This window comes from Mycobacterium avium subsp. avium (assembly GCF_009741445.1).
GTDB classification, from domain to species: Bacteria; Actinomycetota; Actinomycetes; order Mycobacteriales; family Mycobacteriaceae; genus Mycobacterium; species Mycobacterium avium.
Genome location: NZ_CP046507.1, coordinates 2,593,727 through 2,613,580, shown reverse-complemented (window position 1 = coordinate 2,613,580; position 19,854 = coordinate 2,593,727). Strand labels below are relative to the sequence as shown.

The following is a 19,854-nucleotide window of genomic DNA, read 5'->3' as shown; positions in this document are numbered from 1 at the left end:
ATGGCAATGTTAATCTCAATTTTGAGAGTAACCATATCCGCACGTGACGGGGCGATAACGTGGACCTGAGCCTGACGGGCGAACAGAGACAGTTGGTGGATTCGTTCGCCGCGCTGTTTGCGCGCGAGTCGACATCCGAACGAGTCCGGGCGGCCGAGCCGTTGGGCTTCGACCTCAAGCTGTGGAAGGCCCTGCTGGAGACGGGGGCGGTGGAGATGGCGGTCGACGAGGCGGCCGGGGGATGGGGCGCGCCCGAACTGGAACTCGCGTTGATTGCCGAACAGTTCGGACGCGCGGTCGCGTCCGCTCCCGTCATCGAAGCGCAGGTTGCCGCGCGGCTGCTGGCGGCGTCCGGCGAGGCCGGTACCGGGCTTTTGAATGAGGTCCTCGCCGGTGAGCAGCTGGTCACGTTCGCGCCCCGCACCGGTTGCGGTGGGCGGTTGGGGTTGGTGCCCGGCGGGGCGGTGGCAGACCACGTCATCGCCCTGACCCAGGGGCGGCTGCTGGTGGTGCCGATCGGCGAGAACCGCACCATAGTGGAAAACCTTGGGTCAATGCCGCTGGCGGACATCATGATTGACGATGGTCCCGTCGTGCTTGCGGACGGGCCGCAGGCGCGCGGCCTATTCGATGGCGCCCTTGACCTGTGGCTCGCGCTGACCGCCGCGGCTTTGGCGGGCGCGGCCAAGAGGGCCGTGGAGATCGGCGTCGACTACGCCCAGCAACGTCATGCGTTCGGAACCGCGATCGGCTCGTTCCAGGCGGTGTCTCACCCGCTGGCCGACAGCGCCACCGCCGCCGATGGGGCGCGGCTGCTCGGGCTCAAGGCCGCGTGCGCATTCGCCGACGAGCCGGATTGCGTTCGCGAACTGGCTGCGATGGCGTTCGCATTCGCCTATGAGACGGCGCGCGACGCCACTCGGCGCAGCCTGCACATTCAGGGCGGATACGGGTTCGGCATGGAGGGCGACATCCAGCTTTACTATCGCCGGGTTCGGGGATGGGCAATGGTTTTCGGCGAACCCGCGGTCGCATTGGACCGGCTGGCCGATGCGCGCTATGGCGCCGCCGCGGAGTGAACAGAATCGCGACGCGCAAGGATCGCGAAGCTCAGCGTCGCACGCGCCGCGAGTCGGTCGCGGCCAACGTCGAAGACGTCGACGGCAACAACGATCATCCGTTTTCCCGCGCGCACCAACGTGGCGACCGCACGCGCGGGGCCATCGACGATCGGTGCCAGGAAATGGATGGACATGTCCGCGGTTCCCGCGCCGTCGCCGTCGCCGGCATATTTGACCGCAAGGCGCCCTGCGGCGACATCGATGAGAGTGGCTACCAGCCCACCCTGCAGCGCGCCGCGAATGTTCCTCAGGTCTCCTCGGTTGTGCAGGTCAACGACGACCGAGTCATCGGTGTCGACGACGTCGTAGAACGGCAGCTGGGCGAAAAGATGTCCCGGAACGGTGACGTCCATAGGGCGTGGCGCCGCGGGCGAGTTATTGGTCACCGGCACAACGTTAGACGCTGGACCGGACCTGATCTTTCACGGCCAAGACAACCGGGGGAGCGCTCCGCCAGTTCGGCACCCCTTGCGCCTCGCCGGCGGTGGGGAGCTTGTCCTCCCGGATCTGGGCCCAGTGCGAGTGATTCAATTGGTGCAACGCGAAACACGACTGCAGCGCGTTGTAAAAACCCATGTTGTCGACTGATTGGTTTACCGACTCTTTGATGAGCAGGGCCGCCATCGTGGGCACCTCCGCGATGCGTCGCGCCAACTCGAGAGTGCGCTCGGCCAGTTCGTCGCGCCGGAAGATCTTGCTCACCATGCCGAGCCGGTAGGCCTCTTCGATCCCGATCGCGTCACCGGTGAGCATGAGCTCCTTCGTGCGCCGCGGTCCGAATTCCCAGGGATGGCCGAAGTATTCCATGCCGCACATGCCCAGCCGCGTGCCTACCACATCGGCGAAGCGCACCTCTTCGCTGCCCACGATGAGGTCACAGGCCCAGATCAGCATGAGTCCCGCCGAGAACACGTCGCCGTGCACCTGGGCGATGGTGATCTTTCGTAGGTTGCGCCAGCGCAGGTTGTTTTGAAAGAAATAGTGCCATTCCTGCAGCATGGTCCGCTCCGCTCCATCGCGCGTACCGCCGTTGATGGTCACGGTGGGGTGCTGGCCGGGCCCGGGGCCGAACTCGGCACGCGCCTGCTTGGAGCCGATATCGTGGCCCGACGAAAACATCGGGCCCTCGCCGGCCAAGACGACGACGCGGACGTTGTCATCGGATTCGGCGCGGGCAAACGCCTCGTCGAGTTCGACCAGCATGCCGCGGTTTTGGGCGTTGCGCTGGTCGGGGCGGTTCAGCGAGATCCGAACGATCATGCCGTCGTCGAAGGTCTCCCACTTCAAGAATTCGTAATCGCTCACCGTTCGCCCCTTCTTCCCGCATCCGGTAATGGTGTTATCTCTATATGAGAAGATATGTTCTCACAGGTCGGCGGGCGACGACCGGAAGGGGTGCCGATGGCGGACGGTCGAGGTAATCCACGAGTGATCCTGTGGGGTCCTGGTCAGGTCGGCATCGGCGCGTTGCGTGCCCTCATCGCCCACCCCGGCCTGGAGCTGGCCGGCGTCGTGGTGCACGCGGAAGCCAAGGACGGCAAGGACGCCGGCGACCTGTGCGGGATGCCCGCGACCGGCGTCATCGCCACGCGGGACATTGGGGCCGCACTATCGGTGGACGCCGACGTGGTGGCTTACTTCGCGTCGGGTGACTATCGCTACCACGACGCGGCGGTGGACATCGCGCGCTGCCTGCGCGCTGGCAAGCACGTGGTGTGTACCTCGTTGGTGCCCATGTGTTATCCGCCCGCTGCCGACCGGGAAACCGTCGAACTGCTCGAGGCGGCCTGCGCGGAGGGCGGCACCAGCTTTTTCAACAGCGGTGTCGATCCGGGCTGGGCCAACGATGTGATCGCGCTGACGATGACGGGCTTCAGCAGCCGTGTCGACGGCATCACCATGCTCGAGATGCTCGATTACGGCCCGATCCGTCAACCTGACATCATGTTCGACTTCATGGGGTTTGGGCATACCCCCGATCATCCCGCGCCGCTCTTCGACCCGAACCGCCTCGCCGCGTTGTGGGGACCCACCGTGCATCTGGTCGCGGATGGTGTTGGCCTGCCGCTCGATCGCGTCGAGACGACGATCGAGAAATGGTTGGCGACAGAGCGTTACGAAGTGGCGTCGGGGTGGATCGAACCGGGAACCATGGGAGGAATGCGATTCAAGCTCGCCGGAATGGTCGGTGGAGAGGAACGCGTTGTGCTGGAACACATCACCCGAATGGGCGACGGTGCCGCGCCGGATTGGCCGCGGCATCCATCACCGCTCGGTGGCTACCGGGTCATCGTGGACGGCCTGCCCACCTACACCGTCGACATCGAGATGCACGGCCGCGGGGACAACATGCGCGGCCTGACCTACGCGACGGTTATGCGCGAACTCAATGCCATCCCCGCGGTGATGGCCGCACCAGTTGGTTTGCTGTCCACCCTCGATCTGCCGTTGGTCACCGGTCCCGTGCGCGGTGGAACCTGGCGGGGCGTGCTGCCCGCAAAGGCGAAGCTGTGAGCGCTCAACCGGTCCCGCCCGCATCGGTGGATCTGTGGGAGGTCATGCGGACCGCGTCGGCGGTACGGCGCTATCGCGACGAACCCGTCTCCGACGAGGCCGTCGACGCTTGTCTGCGTGCGGCGAGTTGGGCTCCGTCCGGCGGCAACCAGCAGCCGTGGAAGTTTGTGGTGCTGAGATCGAGCGCTCTGCGCGACGTGGTCACGGCGGCGGCTCACAAGACATGGGACGTCATGACCGAGTTCTATCGGCTTTCAATGCCCGAGGACGAGGCTGACGACCCCAAGTCGCGCGTGCTGCGCGCGATGGCTGAGCACATGAGCGTCGGAGGCGCGGCGCCCGTGCTGGTGCTGTTCTGTGTCCAGCCGCAGCGGGGAACCACCGAACTACAGCAGGGAGGGTCGATCTTTCCCGCCGTCCAGAACTTCCTGCTGGCGGCGCGGGCGCAAGGCCTGGGCGCGGCGATCACCCTGTGGCACGGGTCCTGCGAGGATCAGCTGCGGTCGATGGTCGCAATCCCTGACGACTGGCTCATCGCGACTCTGCTCACGGTGGGCTGGCCCAAGGGCGGGCACCACGCGGTGCGGCGCAAACCGCTTGATGAGGTGGCGTCGATCGATCGTTGGGATCAATCCTGGAGCAAGAGGATGGCGTGAGGGACCCAGCGGTAGAAATCGCGCTGCTTCAACAGCATTCCTGTCGCCAATGTGCGGGCGGCCGCGTGGTCTGACGCGCCTCACCCGGTCGACGGGACGCGAGATGAGCCGCCCCACCTACTGCCCAGCGGGGGGTGAGTGAGCACGGCTGGCGTTACATTTGCCTGTGCTAGTGTAACTGCGTTGTCGCAACGGGCCGACGGGAAACTGATGACCGCTGAGCAAGTCATGCCTGCCGAGATCGCCGCAGGGAGCCACAACGACGTCGGCGAAGTCATGAGCACTTCGCTTACACCGCGACATTCGACATCGAAATCGTGCAGCCCGGCGCCGACGGCGTCGGTCCCATTCAGCTGAACAGCCCTGCAGCCCCGACGGAGTTCTGATGACCGTGCCCACCGCCCCCACCGAATCCGACCTGTACTACGACCCCTACAACATCGACCTCAACATGAACCCCTATCCGGTGTTCGCCCGGATTCGGGAAGAGGCGCCGCTGTACTACAACGAACAGCACGACTTCTACGCGCTGAGCCGCTACGACGACGTCAACAAGGCGGTCATCGACCACGAGACGTTCATCTCCGGGCGCGGAGCCCTGCTCGAGATCATCAAGTCGGGCATGGAAATACCGCCGGGCACACTGATTTTCGAGGATCCGCCGATCCACAACATTCACCGCAACCTGCTGTCGCGGGTGTTCACTCCGCGCAAGGTGCTCGCACTAGAGCCGCAGATCCGCGAGTTCACCGCGCGGTGCCTGGATCCGCTGGTCGGGTCGGGTCGGTTCGACTTCGTCAACGACCTCGGCGAGCAGATGCCCATGCGCGTCATCGGCATGCTGCTGGGGCTCCCGGAAGACCGGCAGCGGCAGATCACCGACCACGGCGAGGAGACCCTGCAGGGGAAGACCGTCGACGCGCTGGCCACCGGCGAGGTGTTCGCGGAGTTCGTCGACTGGCGCGCCGAACACCCGTCCGACGACATCATGACCGACCTTCTCAACGCCGAGTTCGAGGATGAGACCGGCACGGTGCGCAAGCTGCGCCGTGACGAGCTGTTGATGTACCTGACGGTTATCGCCACGGCCGGTTCCGAGACCACCACCCGGCTGATCGGCTGGGCCGGTAAGACGCTGGCCGACTACCCGGATCAGCGCCGTGATCTGGTGGAGAACCCGGGACTGATTCCTCAGGCGATCGAGGAGATTCTGCGGTGGGAACCGCCAGCGCTCCAGATCGCCCGCTACGTCACCCGCGATGTCGAGTACTACGGCCAGACCGTGCCGGAGGGTTCGGCGATGCTGATGCTCGTCGGCGCGGCCAACCGCGACCACCGCCGGTTCCCGCCGGACGGTGACGTCTTCGACATCTACCGGGAACAGCGTTCTCACATGACCTTTGGCGCGGGCACGCATTTCTGCATGGGCAACGCGCTGGCCCGCCTGGAGGGTCGGATCGCGTTGGAGGAGATCCTCAAGCGTTTCCCGGCGTGGGAGGTCGACTGGGCCAACGCGGTGCCCTCGGAGACCGCCGCGGTCCGCGGCTGGGCCGCCATGCCCACACTCGTTTCACGTTCCTGACGTCAACGCCGGGATCGAACGTCCCTTACCTGCTTGACCATTGAGGTGCTGCCGCAGAGCGTCAACGGTTAATCCACGCCGTCACCACGCCTTTGAGCCACCGGGCATGCCGTGCGCCCCGCGCATTCGGGGCCAAGACCGCCTCGGCTTGAGCACCCGTCGGCCCATGAGCCGCAGTGTCTGACGAGGCCCGGGACAGTCGTCGCCAAGGTCCTGGCCGACTACGAGGCCGTCGCTGACATCGACGCTTTGGCCCGCGGTATCGGGCCGGCGGTGGCACACCTGGTAGCGATCAGCAAGCAACGCAAGCGAACACGCGGTCGCCGGGGATCATCGCTGGTCGCCAACGTCTAACCGGACCGCGGCCGTGGCGCAGCGTCATCATGCCGCACAACGGGATCGGGCAGGAACAACCTGCAGGAACCGGGTTCGGCGAACGGGATGAGACCGAGGCCCGGAGCGTCGGTGGCGCCGAGCCGCTCCAGCATTCCCTCGACAATCCCGAGGTGGACCTGACAGACGATCGTCGGATAACGACGGGCCGCGTTCAGCAGGGGACACCGGCGCAGTGCGATGCCTCGCCGCGCGTCGGGTTCGTCGTCGGGCGCGAAGCCGAGGCGGGCCAACGCCTCGAGCACGGACTGCCGTGCATCGTCGCCGGTGCGGCCGCACTCGTCGATGAGTTCGCGTCCCCACTCGACGCCGGCCGCACGCGCGTCGCGCTCCGGGTGCGCGCTGGTGCGAGCCAGCTGTCCGGCCAGCGCGGTCGCCAAACCCGCGTAGTCACGCGTCGCCACCGCGGGGTCGGCGGCCGATGCCCGGTACAGCGTGGCCGGACGTCCGCGTCCGGGTGTCCTGGCGGTGGAGCGTTCGACGAGCCCCAGCTCGACGACCGCGTCGAGATGTTCGCGAACGGTGTTGGCGTGCAGGTCAAGAGCCGCGGCGGCGTCAGTGACCCGGACGGGGGAGTGTGCGCGCACGTAGTCGAGCACCCGCAGCCGCTGCCCGGACAGCGCCACGGGCGCCACCAGCACCGGCGTCGGCCGGGGGCCCAGGACGACCGGCTCTTTTTTCACGGAATTTATTGTAGTAAATTGTTGGGCGATGCACCTAGCGCAATGAGCCGCACCCGCTCGGCGAGCGTCAGCTCAACGGAAAGGAACCGAAAATGCCGGCCAACGATGTGATCGTGGCGTCCACAGCTGCCGATGCCGAGGCGGTCGAAGCCATCACCAGTCACCACGCGCAACTCGCCGGGCAGCTGGCGGTGCTTACCGATGCGATGGTGTCGGCGGTCGAGCGCGGTGCGGACTTCGAGCCGACACGCGTTGCCGCCCTTGCCTTCCTGGCCGGTGAGTTGCTGCCGCACGCGGCGGCTGAGGAGGAGCGCCTGTACCCGGCCGCGACCCGCACCCAGCGCGCGCGGCCCCTGATCGAATCGATGATCGCGGCGCACCGCATCATCGGCTCCCTCGTCGACGGCATCCGCACGGAACCGCCGGTGCGCGCGGCCGGTTCCGCCCAAGCCCTGCGGGTGCTGTTCGACGCGCACCTGGTCGACGAGAACGAGCGGATTCTGCCCATCGTCGCCGCCGACCCGGACGTCTCCCTGGTGGAGGTAACCCACGGCATGCACGAACTCCTCGGCCACCCGCATACCACCAATGGCGCCGAGCCATCACACAACTGCGGCTGCGGCGAAACCGATGCCGACGATCCCGTGCTCGACGTCCGCGACGTGCCGCATTCGATCCGGCACGCGACCGTGTTCGGCGCGTTCGACGCGGTTCCGGATGGCGGCGCCCTGGTGCTGGTCGCTCCCCACGACCCGATCCCGCTGCTGCGCCAGCTCGACCACCGGACGTCGGGGCGACTCGAAATCCGCTACGAGCAGCGCGGTCCGGAGGCTTGGCGGTTGCGGCTGATCAAGCGGTAAGGGGCAATACGCGAAACCGCGCGGGGCGTCTAGTCTTCGCGGGACAGCGCCGCGCGCGGACACGCCGCGACGGCCTGCTCGGCGAGCGCCTCCTGCCCGGCGGGCACGGGGTCGGTGAGGACCACGGCGTATTCGTCATCGTCGAGCTCGAACACCTGGGGGGCGATGTTCACACAGAAGGCGTTGCCCTCACAGCGATCACGGTCCACTAGCACGCGCATTGAGAATCCTCCTTCGATACGTCAGCGGGCTGCGTCCTCACGCGTTCGCCTGCTGGCACACCCACCCGTCGGGCGTGCGTCCGGCCTCGATGAACCGGGTCAGCTCCGCGCTTGTTTGCGGCGGCAGGTCGGTGTCGGCGTTCGGATAGATGACCGGCTCCTCTTTGGAGTTGTGCTGGTGGAGTTGATCCAGCAGCTGCGTGCACGTATCCCTCAGTCGCGGAACGTCGTTCCCGTCGGCGAGCAGATCCTCCAGCGTGTTCATGGTGTGCCAGAGCTGACCGTGCTCGCGCATCATCACGAAGATCGGCATCACGATCCCGGCCTCCCGCAGCGGCGGGAACAGGAAGATTTCCTCGAGGTAGATGTGCCGGCGCAGGGCTACCAGGGTGTCGGTCAATAGTTCGCGCTGCAGGCCGCCGCAGTCGAGCTTTTCGATGAAAGCCTCTATCGCGTCATCGATTTCGCGGTGTTCTCGCGTCAACTCGGCAGATAGCGTCGGGCTGGTCATTCGCATCCCCTCTGTGTCGGGCGGCTTCTGTTCTAGTCGAGTTCGGCGTCGACGCTGATCGTCGCTCCGGCGAACAACCGCGACACCGGACACAGTGCTGCGGCCTGGTCCACCACGGCGGCAAAGGATTCGGCATCCAGGCCGGCGACGCTGGCCTTGACCTTCAGCTGCGAGGTGGTGATCGTCGGAACACCATCGACCGCATCCAGGGTCACGGTGGCGGTGACCTCGAGTCGCTGTGGCGGAGTGTGGTTCTCGCCCAATTTCAAGGCCAATGCCATTGAAAAGCACGACGAGTGTGCGGCCGCCGCGAGTTCTTCGGGGCTCGTCTTGCCTCCGGGCTGCTCGGTGCGAGAGGCCCAGGTCAGCGGCAGGCCGTCCAGCGCTCCGCTGCTGCCCTGCGACAGTTTGCCTTCGCCCGACGCCAGCGGGCCTTCCCAGGTGGTCCGCGCCGCCCGTTCCGCGATGCTCATAGTCCGCGATCCCTTTCTCCATTGCGTGGCATTTATACAAGTGCTATTTGTGCAAACCCTAGCCCGTCACCGTGCGCGTTGGCCAGCATCGTCATGGCCCGCCTGGAGCGGGATTCGCAGGGGAACCGTCTCGATCATCGCGATGACTGCGGCGCGGTCGTCGGCGATCGGCGCGGCAATCCCTACCATGGCTAAGACTCAACGTGTCCGCCGCAACACGTCGGCGAGCGCGCGCCGCGGCGTGGGCGGCGGGGCTGCGTCGAGCGCCGGCGCGACACCCACCCGGATCAAGACCTGAGGGAGGTCGGTGTGACCCGTGACCGCCGCCAGCAGTTCACGGCTGACGGACAGTTCCGTCAACTGCGACACCGGACACGTGGCCAAGCCGGCCATCGTGCATTCCAGGAGGACACTCGATAGCACTTCGCCGCACGCAAACGCGTTGGCGTGGCTGTCATCTTCGGTGGACAGCATCAAGATCTTCGAGAAGTCCCGCGTCACCCCGGCGCGCCGGTCCGGGTTGCGGGTGAAAGGGAAGTGGCGATTGACGCCCACCCGATCCGCTTCGGCGGCCGAGATCAACGAGCTGTAAGGGATCCCCTCCGATACCTCGAATGGTGCTGTCCACCAATCGAGTTCGACATGATACGAGGAGTCATACAGGCGCAGCGACTCGGTGAACTCGGCCGCTTCGGCCAGGCGCGGACGCATCTCCTCCGGCAGTACGTCCAAGCGCACCACGCCCGCGTCGATCCTGCCGCGGAGCAAGCCCTCGAAGGATTCCCAGTCGAGCGGCGCGAGGAACGGGAGCCGATCGGTCCGACGCTGCAGGATCGCGTCGGCGCGGCGACGTTGGTGGTCGGTCACGCCGTCGGACGGGGCGAAGCTCACCCTGGCCAGGTGCCCAGGGTTGCCCGGCTCGGGAAAGCGTTCGACTTCGGCGGTCCAACCCGCGGCCGCCATCGCCGCCCGGAGGTGTTCGAGCGCACCGCCGCAGCTGATGTGGGCCTCGCGCATCGATCGATCCGCGTGCACGACACGGCTCGTGTCGAGCAGCAGGTCCAGCCCAGCGCCGTCGGCCACCCATCGCCACGGTTGGGTGTTGTACAGCGACGGGGCGCGACAGGCCAACCGGACCGCATCCTCGATGACCTTGGTTTCCACCATAGTGTCGAACACGACGCACCTCCGGCTTCTCCGCTGGCCCAAGGCCGTTCGCTGGGGAGGACGACTCGGACATCCAGTGCTACTATTAATGAATATTATCCTCCAAATTGCTGGAAGGCAACCGGACGAGAGGATGGATGGGGTGGGCGAGCGCACCGGGACCGAGGCCGGACGGCCGCACCGCGCGGCACAGAACCGGCAGCGCCAACGAGTTCTTGAACTGGTGCGTGAGCATGACGGACCGGTCGATGCGACCGAACTCGCCGCACGGCTTGGGCTGCACACGACGACCGTGCGTTTTCACCTCGACACGTTGTGCGCCGAGGGACTTGTTGAGCGGACTCGGATCACGCGGACCGGTGTGGGACGTCCCCGCACCGGCTACCGCGCGGTGCGCGAGCGGCTGGACTATCGAATCCTGGCCGAAATATTGGCATTGGAACTCGGCGATACCGCCGACAAGAGGCGCCGCCGCGCCGAAGCCGCCGGCCGGCGCTGGGCCGAGCGGATCACCGACGACGTCCCGCACGAAGACGCTGTGGGACACCATGTTCCACGCGACGCGGCACCGGCGGAGGATGCTGAGGAGCGTTCGGCGATGATCACGACGGTGTTCGCCAGGATGGGATTCGCTCCCGAGCTGGTTCCGGCCCAAAAATCGACCCGCCGCAACCGGCGGATAATTCGTTTGCACAGCTGCCCGGTCCGTGATCTGGCCCGTGATCACCCCGAGGTGGCGTGCGCGCTGCACCGGGGCCTCCTGCAGGGCCTGGCGGGCCCGGCTAAGCCGGTTGGTTCGGAGCCGGGGATGCACGTCGAGCTGGAGCCGTTCGTCGAACCCGAATTGTGTCGTGCCACGGTGACCGCGCATGACTGAGGTGTGCGCCCCGGTGGGCCAAGCGGACGCAGATCTGGTCTCCCGCGCGGACATCGAGGCACTGTTGCGCCGGTTTTACGGCCGGGTGATGGTCGACGACGTTCTCGCCGAGCCGTTCGCGGAGTTGCGGAGCAAGGGCCTCGAGTCGCACATCCCGGTGATGGCCGACTTCTGGGAGACCGTGCTGTTCCGCGCCGGACTGTACCGCGGCAGCGCCCTGCACGCCCACCGTCATGTCAATCAACGAACCCCGTTGGGCGGCAGTCACTTTGCCCGGTGGCTCACCGTGTGGAACGGCACCGTCGACGAGATGTTCCGGGGCCCGATCGCCGAGCGCGCGAAGATCCAGGGCGCCCGGATCGCCTGGGCGATGCACCGACGGCTGACGGGCGCGGACTCGCCGGAGCTAGACACCCTGGTGCCGCGCTGAAGCGCTGACACAGCCGCCGGGGGGGGCAAGGTGCCTTCAGTCCGGGTCGCGTTCACGGACGCTGGACTTCCTGGCCTGTCGGTGCCATTCGACGATCCCCCTACCGCCGGACCGGGGTTGGGGTCACGGTTCGTGGTTGCGTGTCGGTCATCGGAACCCGCTCCATCTGGTTTATACAAGCCGACTTGTGTAAACTCTACGTCATGGCATACGTGATAGGAAAGCCATGCGTAGACGTGATGGACCGGGCCTGCGTGGAGGAGTGCCCGGTCGACTGCATCTACGAGGGTGGCCGGGCGCTGTACATTCATCCCGACGAGTGCGTGGATTGCGGGGCGTGCGAACCCGTTTGCCCCGTCGAGGCGATCTACTACGAGGACGACCTGCCCGAAGAGTTGCAGCCGTACCAGGCGGACAACGCGGCGTTCTTTTCCGAAACGCTTCAGGGCCGTGACGAGCCGCTGGGGTCGCCGGGCGGGGCCGCCAAGATCGGCCCGCTCGGTGTCGACACACCGTTGGTGGCCAACCTGCCCAAGCAGGAGCCCGAGCCGGCGTGAACACGGTCGTGATGCCACGCGAGGAACCAGTGGGCCACCGACGCGGAATCTCGTGATGAACGCCGAGGGATCGATTGCCGTCGCCTTGACCTTCGTGTGGTTGGGAATGGTGTTGGCGATCTCATTTCTGGAAGCACCGTTGAAGTTTCGCGCGCCCGATGTGACGAGGCGGATCGGGCTCGGGATCGGGCGCCTGGTCTTTCGCGCGCTCAACAGCGTCGAGGTCGTCTTCGCCGCCATCCTCGTGGCGGTGATTCTGGCCAAACCTCCGCCGGCGGGCGTCATCGCGGCACTGCTGACCGCCTTCGCGACGCTCGCGGCGCAGTTGCTGGTCGTGCGACCATTTTTGAACCGGCGTTCCGCCAAGGTCCTCGCCGGCCTTGATGCGCCGCGCTCACGCGGTCACTACGCCTACGTGGGCCTGGAGGCGGTCAAGGTGATCGCGCTGGTGGTCGCGGGCGTGCTGCTGCTCGCCACCCCGTGACGTGAATCCCGGTCTCGGAGCGTGCTTTTGAAAAGCCCCACGAACACGCGTGGCCGGGTGCTTCCTCGAGTATCACATTCGCCCATACGCGACGGCCATCAACAGGAAGATCCCCGCGACCAGAAGAAACATCGTCGCCAACGGGTCGATCACATCGAAAATCATGGAATCGCCATCAGCTGATGCCGGCTAGGTGAACGCCGTAGGGGACGGCCTTCAGCAGTGTGACGGTGAGCGCGACACCGCTGGGCAGGGTATAGGTGCGCTGCTCGCCGGGACGCGCACCGGCGATGGCGGCGCCCAGCGGTGATCGGATCGAATAGACCTCCATGCCACCGTATTCGGCGCCGCGCACGCTGAACAGGAACGTTTCGACCTCGCCGGTGTCGTCGTAGCGGATCGTCAAAACCATTCCGGGCTCGGCGATCCCGTCATCGGGCGGGTCCTCACCGACGACCGCATCGACCAACAACTCATGGATCCGTCGGATGCGCACCTGCCACGCACGCTGGACGGCGATCGAATTCTCGTCATTGGCGCTACCGACGGCGTTGGTGTCACACAACTCCCGCAGCGTCGCCAATTCCCGCTGAAGCCGCTCGTAGGCCTGCGGTGAAATCCATGCGGGTTGAGTGCTGGTCATATCTTTTCCCTTTCTTCTGACAGCGTTGGAGCGCGCCCGAGAACGTGCTCGCGGGCGAGGATTCGCGGGAGGCTTGCTTTCCGGGGTTAACGGGTGGCGTGACGCAGGGTCCGGTGCCGCGGGTCGAATTCGGCGAGAGCCTGGGGCTGCTTGCCGGTGGTGATCTGTTCGGCCAACAGCCGCCCGGTCACCGGGCCGTGTGCCAAACCCCACATGCCGTGCCCGCCGGCCACATACACGCCACGCACCAGCTCACCGATCAGCGGGCGGCCATCGGCGGGGACCGCGCAAGCACCGGTCCAGACATTGCTGCGCGCGGCCCAATCCACCCCGTCGAGTAGGGAACTGGCGTCGGCGGCGATGGCCTCCACCCGCTCGCGTGGGTGCGGCTGGTGGTGTCGGCGGAGTTCCAACGCGCCTGAAACACGCAGCGCCCCTTTGTAGGGCGTGCACGCGACGCGAATGTCGGGCAGGTAGATCGGCGCCAGTATCGGGCGGTCCACCGGCACGGTGAACGAGTAGCCGCTCTGGGCCTGGACGGGGACGCGCAGCCAGCGGCCGGCCAGCCGCGACAACCGATCACCGGTGGCGATGACCGCGGCATCGGCGGTCAGCGGGTCGCCGCGGCGCGGGTGCACCACGGCCCCGTGATTCCAGCCGTGGACGTCGTCGACTTCCAGCCTGTGCATCGCCGCCCCGCGGGCCATCACCGAGCGGCCCAGGGCTTCGACGAACCGTCGCGGGTCGACGAACCGCTGTCCATTGATGTTCAGCCCCGCGGTGACTTCCGGGGAGGCCAGGGGCACTTGCTCGCGCAGCGCCGCGCCGGAGAGCGCGGTGACATACATTGGCTGTCCGGCGTTTTCGAGCTGCTGCAGCGATTCCAGCATGCGCTGCGCCTCTTTGGTGCTGCGAAACAGCGCGGTGATCGGCGCGTCGGTGACCGGTGCGTCGACCCCGTTGGCGATCAGCACGTCGAAGGCTTCGATGCAGTCCTCGTTGAGCGCCACGCCGGCGCGCAGGGCCCGCTGCGACGACGCACGCCGATGAGGCGCGGACAGCTGCATGAAAATGGCCCCCAGGTGCGCGCCGAGGGTCGACGGCAGCTGCGGCGGCATGGCCGGCTCGCGAACGGCCTGCCATTCGTCGCGCAGCACGCCGGCGGGCTGGAGCGGAAAAGTCAGTGCCGGGGCGATCCATCCCGCATTGCCCCATGACGCGCCCGCTGCAACGCCCGCGCGGTCGACCACCGTGACGTCGACACCACGTTCCTGGAGGAACCACGCCGTGGACAACCCGGCGACGCCGGCGCCCACGACGATCACGGATCTGGGCCCGCCGTCAATAGATTCGACGCCACCCATCGCGCACCTCCGCAACTGATCTTCTGACTGGTGAAGTCCATGGTGGTGTGGACGGGTGCCGCGGTGGTTGCCGGAATCCGACAATGCGGGACTGGGCCGTTGTGCCGAACCGACAACGCCGTTGCTGCCGTTACCTCATCGATGCCCAACCAGGCTGTCGAAGTCCCGTTGCCATCGGGCGTAGCGCGACCGGTCGAGGGCGACACGGACGACGCCGAACAAGCCCGCCGCCAACAAACGCACGGTGGACCAGGTCGCCACGGCGAACGCCACCCCCGCGTCGACAGCGGTCCGCACCGCTGGGCGCACCGGGGCGCCCTTGCCATCGACCCAAATCTCAAACGCGTCACCGGACTTCACGTTCAACGGCGCGGAAACGTCACCGGTGTGCTCGATCCCGTCGACCGACCATCGTGCAGGCACCGTCACCGTTGGGCTTTCGAGATCCCTGCGCGAGTGGCTGTCGCCGATGGACGTCGCGGTCACCTGCCGGCGAGCCTGCTCGACGTGAACGCGGCTGCTGGACTCGTGGACGGCGGTGCCCACGGCAGCCCCGATGGGAACCCCCAGTAGCGAGATCGCGACGGCCAACACCAACACCAGCGCCTCCACCCGGTCGCTGGCGCGTATCAGCGGGTTGTGCCCGAACAACCGCGAGGACAGTCCCCGCGGCAACGGCACGGTGAAGCTCTCCATGGCGGCGCCATCGTCCGGGTCGCCTGCGGGCCGAAGATGATCGGGACGGTGGGTGCTCATCGGATGTTTCCTATCGACGGGTCGGCGCGGGCTTTGATCGCACACGGCAGCCGGAAACACGCCGCCACTGAAACCGGCCACGGGTGACAACCTCATGATGGCGGGCATGATCGCCACAGGGTTTGCCGAGCCAAGACAACCGGGCCGCGGCGCTTTGTCGGATCCCGACAGCCCCGTCGGTCAGTCGGTGTCGGTTGCCGCGAGCTCGATCATCATCGCCAGCCGCTTTCTGGCGTCGTCCAACGACAGGTTGGTGAGCTCGGCCATTTTGCGCAGCCGGTAACGGACGGTGTTCTCGTGCACTCCCAGGCGTTCGCCGGCCTCGGTCGGGTCGCCCTGGGCCTGTAGCCACGCTCGCAGCGTGAGCACGTAGTCCGTGCCGTTGGCCTGGTCGTGGCGGCGCAGTTCGGCCACCGGTCCGCGGGTCGGGGCGCGCCCTGAGCGTGCCGCGGCTCGCAGCCGCTGCAGCAGGATGTCGTCCCACGACTCGTCGTAGGCCGGCGGCGCGGCGGTCGGCGACATCTCGTGCAATGCCAGGCATTCGTCGGCCTCCTGGCGGGCGGCGGCGAGGTCCGCCAGCTCGGCCACCCCGCTGATCCCGGCGATCACCGTCACCCGCTCGGGCAGGGCCGCGTGCAAAGTCGTCACCCAGCGCCGCGCCGTCGCCGCGTCCTCGCCGGGGAGCACGGTGTAGACGATATTGCCCGCCAACGCGCTGCGCCCCGGCCGTGACCAGCCGAACCCCGTGGTGGCGCGCTCGAACGCCAACAGCAACGCCGCATCGCGGTCGGCCCCGACGAACGCCTGCATCGCGATCACGCGCAAACCGTTGTGCGCCAGGCCCAGCCTGCTCGCCACCGTGGACGCGTCGGCCGCGCCCTCCAGCAACCGGATCACCAGTTCGGACTCGACCTGGCGCTCCAGGTCGGCGCTCGCGCGCGACCGCAGCAGGTGCAGGGCCACGGTGTGCGCGCCATCGGCCAGGGCCCCGCGCGCCGCGTCGTCCAGCGGCGCCGGGCATGCCACCCACACCGACCCGATCAGTTCCGCGCCGGATCGCACCGCGACCACCATGCGTCCGGTCAGGCCCTGGTCAGGGGCCTCGGCGATAAACAGCGGCTCGTCGGAGACCGCCAGGTGAGCCAGCACCCCACGCGCCTCGAACAGCGCGCGTAGTGGTTCCGGCGTCTGCCGTCCAAGGATCGTCTCGACCCGTGCCGGGTCTGCATGTTGCTGCAGCCTCGAGTACGCCAACACCCGCAACAGACGGTCGTGGATGACGACGGCGCGACCGATCGCGTCTGCCAAACTATCGGCCAGCGCGAACAGATCGGTTGGGCCGCGCCCGGATTCCGTCTCGCGACCTTCCAGCACCAGGCCGTAGACCACCGCCGCGACCGCGCTCCATGACACCGCCTCGTCGATGACCATCACCGCGCCGACACCGGCGTCACTGTCAAAGGTCACCGGTGCGTCACGGTCGCGCAGCACCACCACGATCGCGCGGGCCGACGCCGCCCAGCGCACCGCCTCGTCGTGGGAGCCGGCGCCGATGGCCAGCAAAACGTCGCCGACGACCGGCCGTTCGGTGGGCGGCTCGTGGACGACCACGCTGCGCAGCTCGGTCGAGCGGGGCACCGACGACCAACGCAACCGGACGCCATACCCACCCAGGACGTTCACCAGGCGGTCCAGTGTGATCATGCGCCGGCTCCAACGGTGTGCAGAAACGAGAGGTAGGTGCCTTGTATTGTGCCCCGGATCGCGAGCGGTAAGCCGATTGTGGCTGCGGAGTCGGAATTCGCAGCGGTCTACCGCGGGTTTCGGCCGGACCGCACTAGGCGGTCAGCCGCAGTGAGGCAAGCCATTACGCCGCGCCAGCCGTCCCATGCGGTCCGTTCTGGTCAACGCGCCCGACGACGTCTAGACTTTTCACAATTTCATTTGTAAAAACATAGGGCGGGCATGTGCCGCCCGGGCCGCGATCAGCCACCGGCCGGCGATGGGCATCTGCGAAGAAAGGGCAGCGGCGCAATGAGTTTTCGCGACGACGGCAAGGTGTACCTCGAAGTCGGGGTCAACGAAGACGCCAGCAAGGATGAAAACCCGAATGTGCCCTACGGCGCCGAAGAGACGGCGCGCGACGTGGTCGAGTGCATGCAGCGCGGAGCCACCGCCGTCCAATTCCATGCCCGCTACGACGACGGCCGGCAGGCGTGGGCCGACGACGAGGTCTCCCGCACCATCCTGGCTGCCGCGGCTCGCGACGTCGACCCGTTGGCCTACCCGGGCTACGCCGGTAGCCTCGACCACATCTGGGCGCTGGCCGAGCACCCACCCGCCGGTACGGGACTGCTGCTCGCGCCGTTCGACCCCGCCCAACACGTCAAGCGTGTGCTGTGGCAGGAGGACGAAAACCAGTTCAAGACGGTCGGTTTCGACGATTCGAACGGTTCGCAGCCGTCTTACCCGCCCGAACTCGACCGGTTCACCAAGCTGGGCCTGGTGCCCAGCATCGGTGTGTTCAACGACGTCGACTTGCGCTGGGTGATACTGGCGGCCCGCATCGGGATCTTGCGGCAACCGCTGAACATCAAGTTGTTCTTTTCCGATCGCTGGGTGTCCTATAACGATCCCGACCCCGATGTCCTCGATTACCTGGTCTCGCGCATCCCGAAGTGGATCGACCACGAGATCGTTGTCGTTCCGTATGCGATGAGCTCCGCCGAACGGCGCCAAGAGCTTTGGGAACATGCGCTCAACCGCGGGCTCGGCATCCGGGTGGGCATCGGGGATTGCCCGACGATATCGCGGACGACCACCAACGCCCAGCTGGTGGATCGCGCGGTCAACCTCGTGACCAAACGGGAACTCACGCCCGCCACGCAGGATGACGTACGCGCCCGCTTCGCCGCGGCCGAGGTGGATGAAAGCGAGTTGGTAAGGGTCGTCGTCAACCGGAACCGGTGTATGGGATGGGGCGTCTGCTACTCGCACGCGCCAGAGATCTACCAACCCGATGCCGAGGGCTACTGTGTCGTCGTGAAGCCCCACGTCGACCCCAGCCTGCTGGAGAAGGCCCTCGAGGGCGCAGCGAGCTGCCCGGAACGGGCGATCCGCGTCGAGGTGTGACATCGCCTCGCGGCCGGACGATGCCCAGCGAGGATCACGGCGGGGGTGTCACCGAGCGCTGCAGGAAAGGCGTGAGTATGTCGACGGGCAGTGGGAAAACCACGGTCGAATTCTGATCGGCGCCCAACTCCAAAAGTGTTTGCAGGTACCGGAGTTGAAGCGAGGCCGGATTCTTCGACAGGGTCTCGGCGGCCTGGCTCAGCTCGTCGGACGCCTGTAGTTCGCCGCGGGCGTTGATGACCTTGGCACGGCGTTCACGCTCGGCTTCGGCCTCCCGGGCCATCGCCCGCTGCATGGATTCGGGGATCTCGACGTCCTTGATTTCCACGACCCGGACCTCGATCCCCCAGGGCCGGGTCTGCGCCTCGATGATGGTCCGAAGATCGTTGTTGAGGTCCTCGCGTTGGGCCAGCAGGGTGTCGAGGTCCGCGCGGCCCAGCAGCGAGCGCAGGGTGGTTTGCGCGATCTGTGAGGTGGCCACCGCGTAGTTCTCCACGGCGAGAATCGCTTTGAGCGGGTCGACCACCTGAAACATCACCACCGCATTGACCCGGGCGGGCACGTTGTCGCGGGTGATCACCTCCTGCGGCGGGATGGTCAATGTCACCACCCGCTGATCGACCCGAATCATCTTGTCCACCAACGGAATCAACCACCGCAGGCCAGGCCCGTACAACGGGCGGGCATGACCCATCCGGAACACCACGCCACGCTCGTACTCGCGCACTACCGCAAGCGAAAGAAATGTCAGCACGACCACCAGCACCGCGATTGTCACCCCGGCCACCCACAGCAGCGCGCTCACGTCGCCGCGTCCTTCTCCGGTCGGCCCGCGCCCCAGCGGGTCGAATAGCGGTCGACCGCGAGAGCCGCCTGGTCTTCCAGCGCGGAGCGGTGCGCCACGTGCCCGGGAGCGTTGGACGGGGTACGCCACAAATGGCCCGCCAGCGGCGTCCCCGCCGCCAGGGCGATGGCTATGACGCCGATCAGTACCAGCAGGTCGGCGGGGGAGTGCAGCCTGGCAAGCATCACCAGCGGCATCACCACCCCCAAAGCTGCTACGCAGCAAGCGATGCCGCGGTGAAAGCGTCCGGCTTCGGAATGCGGCCAGGGGTCGATCTCGCGGCTGATCTCGCGCCCGTGCTCCGAAGTCGTACAGGTCGATTTGACCGGGCAGCTGTTGCACACGCTGGGCTTGGCCCGGTAACGCATCACTCGGTGCTTCGGATCGAAGGAACTCGGCCACAGCCAGTGGTCCTCCGGGCACACCCACGCGTCATGGTCGGCGTGGTAACGGAATTGGCCGCTACGCCACTGCGCGGCGCGCTGCGACACGCGCCGTGCCATCGCGTCGACACCCCAGGCGGTGGCCACCAGTGCCAGTGCGTACCCGGCAACCAGCCATGCCGCGGCGGTGGGGGATGTCATCG

At 66.9% G+C, this 19,854-nt stretch carries 23 protein-coding genes; 10 read left to right on the top strand and 13 right to left on the bottom strand.

Annotated features, from left to right (window positions below):
- Positions 1-59: 59 nt before the first annotated feature.
- The gene (locus tag MAA44156_RS12140) at positions 60-1,079 is read left to right on the top strand and encodes an acyl-CoA dehydrogenase family protein (protein ID WP_009976177.1); all 1,020 of its coding nucleotides are present in this window, start codon (positions 60-62) and stop codon (positions 1,077-1,079) included.
- Here the strand turns inward: MAA44156_RS12140 and MAA44156_RS12135 are convergent.
- Positions 1,058-1,474 (bottom strand): PaaI family thioesterase, encoded by a 417-nt coding sequence (locus MAA44156_RS12135; RefSeq protein WP_009956461.1) that lies wholly within the window; start codon positions 1,472-1,474, stop codon positions 1,058-1,060. The genes MAA44156_RS12140 and MAA44156_RS12135 overlap by 22 nt on opposite strands.
- A gap of 43 nt (positions 1,475-1,517) precedes the next feature.
- On the bottom strand, positions 1,518-2,426 hold the full coding sequence (locus MAA44156_RS12130) for an enoyl-CoA hydratase (protein WP_009956460.1): 909 nt from the start codon (positions 2,424-2,426) through the stop codon (positions 1,518-1,520).
- Positions 2,427-2,549: 123 nt separating this feature from the next.
- Between MAA44156_RS12130 and MAA44156_RS12125 the strand changes: the two genes are divergently transcribed.
- From MAA44156_RS12125 to MAA44156_RS12115, 3 genes are all read left to right on the top strand, one after another.
- The gene (locus MAA44156_RS12125) at positions 2,550-3,635 is read left to right on the top strand and encodes an NAD(P)H-dependent amine dehydrogenase family protein (RefSeq protein WP_009976179.1); all 1,086 of its coding nucleotides are present in this window, start codon (positions 2,550-2,552) and stop codon (positions 3,633-3,635) included.
- A 44-nt stretch (positions 3,636-3,679) separates the two neighbouring features.
- Entirely contained in the window at positions 3,680-4,291 is a 612-nt protein-coding gene (locus MAA44156_RS12120) for a nitroreductase family protein (RefSeq protein ID WP_033715450.1), read from the top strand.
- Between the two features lie 385 nt (positions 4,292-4,676).
- Positions 4,677-5,873: a cytochrome P450 gene (locus MAA44156_RS12115; RefSeq protein ID WP_009976182.1), complete on the top strand. Its 1,197-nt coding sequence runs from the start codon at positions 4,677-4,679 to the stop codon at positions 5,871-5,873.
- 350 nt (positions 5,874-6,223) lie between these two features.
- Here MAA44156_RS12115 and MAA44156_RS12105 read toward each other — a convergent pair whose 3' ends face one another.
- Positions 6,224-6,949 carry a helix-turn-helix transcriptional regulator gene (locus tag MAA44156_RS12105; protein ID WP_009976183.1) on the bottom strand — a complete coding sequence of 242 codons (726 nt, stop codon included), beginning with the start codon at positions 6,947-6,949 and terminating at the stop codon, positions 6,224-6,226.
- A 92-nt stretch (positions 6,950-7,041) separates the two neighbouring features.
- Here MAA44156_RS12105 and MAA44156_RS12100 point away from each other — a divergent pair, with 92 nt between their 5' ends.
- Positions 7,042-7,809 carry a DUF2249 domain-containing protein gene (locus MAA44156_RS12100; protein WP_009976185.1) on the top strand — a complete coding sequence of 256 codons (768 nt, stop codon included), beginning with the start codon at positions 7,042-7,044 and terminating at the stop codon, positions 7,807-7,809.
- Between the two features lie 29 nt (positions 7,810-7,838).
- On the opposite strand, the gene MAA44156_RS12095 is transcribed toward MAA44156_RS12100, so the two are convergent.
- The 4 genes from MAA44156_RS12095 to MAA44156_RS12080 form a co-directional block, all read right to left on the bottom strand.
- Complete coding sequence (locus MAA44156_RS12095; protein ID WP_009976187.1) at positions 7,839-8,030, bottom strand: ferredoxin; 192 nt, start codon at positions 8,028-8,030, stop codon at positions 7,839-7,841.
- Between the two features lie 37 nt (positions 8,031-8,067).
- Positions 8,068-8,541 (bottom strand): hemerythrin domain-containing protein, encoded by a 474-nt coding sequence (locus MAA44156_RS12090; RefSeq protein WP_014379765.1) that lies wholly within the window; start codon positions 8,539-8,541, stop codon positions 8,068-8,070.
- A 32-nt stretch (positions 8,542-8,573) separates the two neighbouring features.
- Entirely contained in the window at positions 8,574-9,014 is a 441-nt protein-coding gene (locus MAA44156_RS12085) for an OsmC family peroxiredoxin (protein ID WP_009976189.1), read from the bottom strand.
- Positions 9,015-9,212: 198 nt separating this feature from the next.
- The gene (locus MAA44156_RS12080) at positions 9,213-10,193 is read right to left on the bottom strand and encodes an Acg family FMN-binding oxidoreductase (RefSeq protein ID WP_029248443.1); all 981 of its coding nucleotides are present in this window, start codon (positions 10,191-10,193) and stop codon (positions 9,213-9,215) included.
- A 130-nt stretch (positions 10,194-10,323) separates the two neighbouring features.
- On the opposite strand from MAA44156_RS12080, the gene MAA44156_RS12075 reads away from it, so the two are divergent.
- The 4 genes from MAA44156_RS12075 (at position 10,324) to MAA44156_RS12060 (ending at position 12,529) form a co-directional block, all read left to right on the top strand.
- Positions 10,324-11,058: a helix-turn-helix transcriptional regulator gene (locus tag MAA44156_RS12075; RefSeq protein WP_009976191.1), complete on the top strand. Its 735-nt coding sequence runs from the start codon at positions 10,324-10,326 to the stop codon at positions 11,056-11,058.
- On the top strand, positions 11,051-11,488 hold the full coding sequence (locus MAA44156_RS12070) for a group III truncated hemoglobin (RefSeq protein WP_009976193.1): 438 nt from the start codon (positions 11,051-11,053) through the stop codon (positions 11,486-11,488). Before MAA44156_RS12075 ends, MAA44156_RS12070 begins: the two co-directional genes overlap by 8 nt.
- Before the next feature lie 203 nt (positions 11,489-11,691).
- Positions 11,692-12,045 (top strand): ferredoxin, encoded by a 354-nt coding sequence (fdxA, locus tag MAA44156_RS12065; RefSeq protein WP_009976195.1) that lies wholly within the window; start codon positions 11,692-11,694, stop codon positions 12,043-12,045.
- 55 nt (positions 12,046-12,100) lie between these two features.
- Positions 12,101-12,529, top strand: coding sequence for a hypothetical protein (locus MAA44156_RS12060; RefSeq protein WP_009976196.1), 429 nt, complete (start codon positions 12,101-12,103; stop codon positions 12,527-12,529).
- A 175-nt stretch (positions 12,530-12,704) separates the two neighbouring features.
- Here the strand turns inward: MAA44156_RS12060 and MAA44156_RS12055 are convergent, their stop codons facing one another.
- From MAA44156_RS12055 to MAA44156_RS12040, 4 genes are all read right to left on the bottom strand, one after another.
- A complete protein-coding gene (locus MAA44156_RS12055; protein WP_009976198.1) occupies positions 12,705-13,172 on the bottom strand; it encodes a GreA/GreB family elongation factor in 468 nt (155 codons plus the stop codon).
- An 86-nt stretch (positions 13,173-13,258) separates the two neighbouring features.
- On the bottom strand, positions 13,259-14,536 hold the full coding sequence (locus MAA44156_RS12050) for an NAD(P)/FAD-dependent oxidoreductase (protein ID WP_029248444.1): 1,278 nt from the start codon (positions 14,534-14,536) through the stop codon (positions 13,259-13,261).
- A 135-nt stretch (positions 14,537-14,671) separates the two neighbouring features.
- On the bottom strand, positions 14,672-15,400 hold the full coding sequence (locus MAA44156_RS12045) for an Rv1733c family protein (RefSeq protein ID WP_227974637.1): 729 nt from the start codon (positions 15,398-15,400) through the stop codon (positions 14,672-14,674).
- 72 nt (positions 15,401-15,472) lie between these two features.
- Positions 15,473-16,996: a PucR family transcriptional regulator gene (locus MAA44156_RS12040; protein WP_009976202.1), complete on the bottom strand. Its 1,524-nt coding sequence runs from the start codon at positions 16,994-16,996 to the stop codon at positions 15,473-15,475.
- Between the two features lie 330 nt (positions 16,997-17,326).
- Between MAA44156_RS12040 and MAA44156_RS12035 the strand changes: the two genes are divergently transcribed.
- The gene (locus tag MAA44156_RS12035) at positions 17,327-18,424 is read left to right on the top strand and encodes a 3-keto-5-aminohexanoate cleavage protein (protein WP_009976203.1); all 1,098 of its coding nucleotides are present in this window, start codon (positions 17,327-17,329) and stop codon (positions 18,422-18,424) included.
- Between the two features lie 34 nt (positions 18,425-18,458).
- Here MAA44156_RS12035 and MAA44156_RS12030 read toward each other — a convergent pair whose 3' ends face one another.
- Entirely contained in the window at positions 18,459-19,229 is a 771-nt protein-coding gene (locus MAA44156_RS12030) for a slipin family protein (RefSeq protein WP_009976204.1), read from the bottom strand.
- Positions 19,226-19,852, bottom strand: coding sequence for a hypothetical protein (locus tag MAA44156_RS12025; RefSeq protein ID WP_008255516.1), 627 nt, complete (start codon positions 19,850-19,852; stop codon positions 19,226-19,228). Before MAA44156_RS12025 ends, MAA44156_RS12030 begins: the two co-directional genes overlap by 4 nt.
- Between the last annotated feature and the right edge of the window lie 2 nt (positions 19,853-19,854).